Annotated in this window: 2 protein-coding genes; both read left to right on the top strand. The window is 68.5% G+C overall.

The genetic code is table 11. The annotated features are described in order from the left end of the window. Positions 1–438, top strand: a 438-nt coding sequence (locus LQT98_RS23815; protein ID WP_231465731.1) for an arginase family protein, incomplete at its 5' end; no start/stop codon positions are given. 40 nt (positions 439–478) lie between these two features. Beyond that, a partial coding sequence (locus LQT98_RS23820; RefSeq protein WP_331282596.1) for a sodium/glutamate symporter occupies positions 479–709 on the top strand: 231 nt, incomplete at its 3' end.

The raw sequence follows: 709 nt of genomic DNA on the forward strand, positions 1-709 counted from the left end.
GCCCAAATCGCCGCCGACTGCAAGCGGCGCGGCTGGCCGTTCCACTATCTGTGCGCCGGCGTGGCGGAAACCGCCAATACCGCCGCGCTGTTCGCCACCGCCAGACAACTGGACGTGCAGATGCTGTTCGACGAGGAACTGCAACCCTGGCGGCTGGAACAGCCCTTGCAGCGGCTGCGCGACTTCATCGAACCCTGCGATTACCTGTACCTGACCATGGACCTGGACGCGCTGCCGGCGTCGCAAGCGCCCGGCGTCAGCGCGCCAGCGGCGCTGGGCGTGCCACTGGCGACGCTGGAAGCGTTGATCGACATCCTCCGCGCCAGCGGCAAGCTGCGGCTGGCCGATATCGCGGAACTGAACCCTGAGCTGGACCAGGACCAACTGACCGCGCGGACCGCGGCGCGGCTGATACACCGGCTGACACGACCACTCTGAGAACCTGTTCAAGGCCTCGCGCTGGCGCGAGGCNNCCGCGCTGGCGGTGCTGGCCCTGCTGGCCGGCTACCGGCTCAAGCGTCATGTGCGCTTCTTCGAGCGCTTCTGCATCCCCGCGCCAGTGATAGGCGGCTTCGCCGTCTCCATCGCCGTCCTGCTGCTGCGCGAGAGCGGCGTCGCCGCGGTCAGCTTCGACACCACGCTGCAAACCCCGTTCATGGTGGCCTTCTTCACCACCGTGGGCATAGGCGGCAGCCTGGCGCTGCTGCGC

It is taken from the genome of Chromobacterium aquaticum, assembly GCF_021129195.1.
In the GTDB taxonomy this organism is placed as follows: Bacteria; Pseudomonadota; Gammaproteobacteria; order Burkholderiales; family Chromobacteriaceae; genus Chromobacterium; species Chromobacterium aquaticum.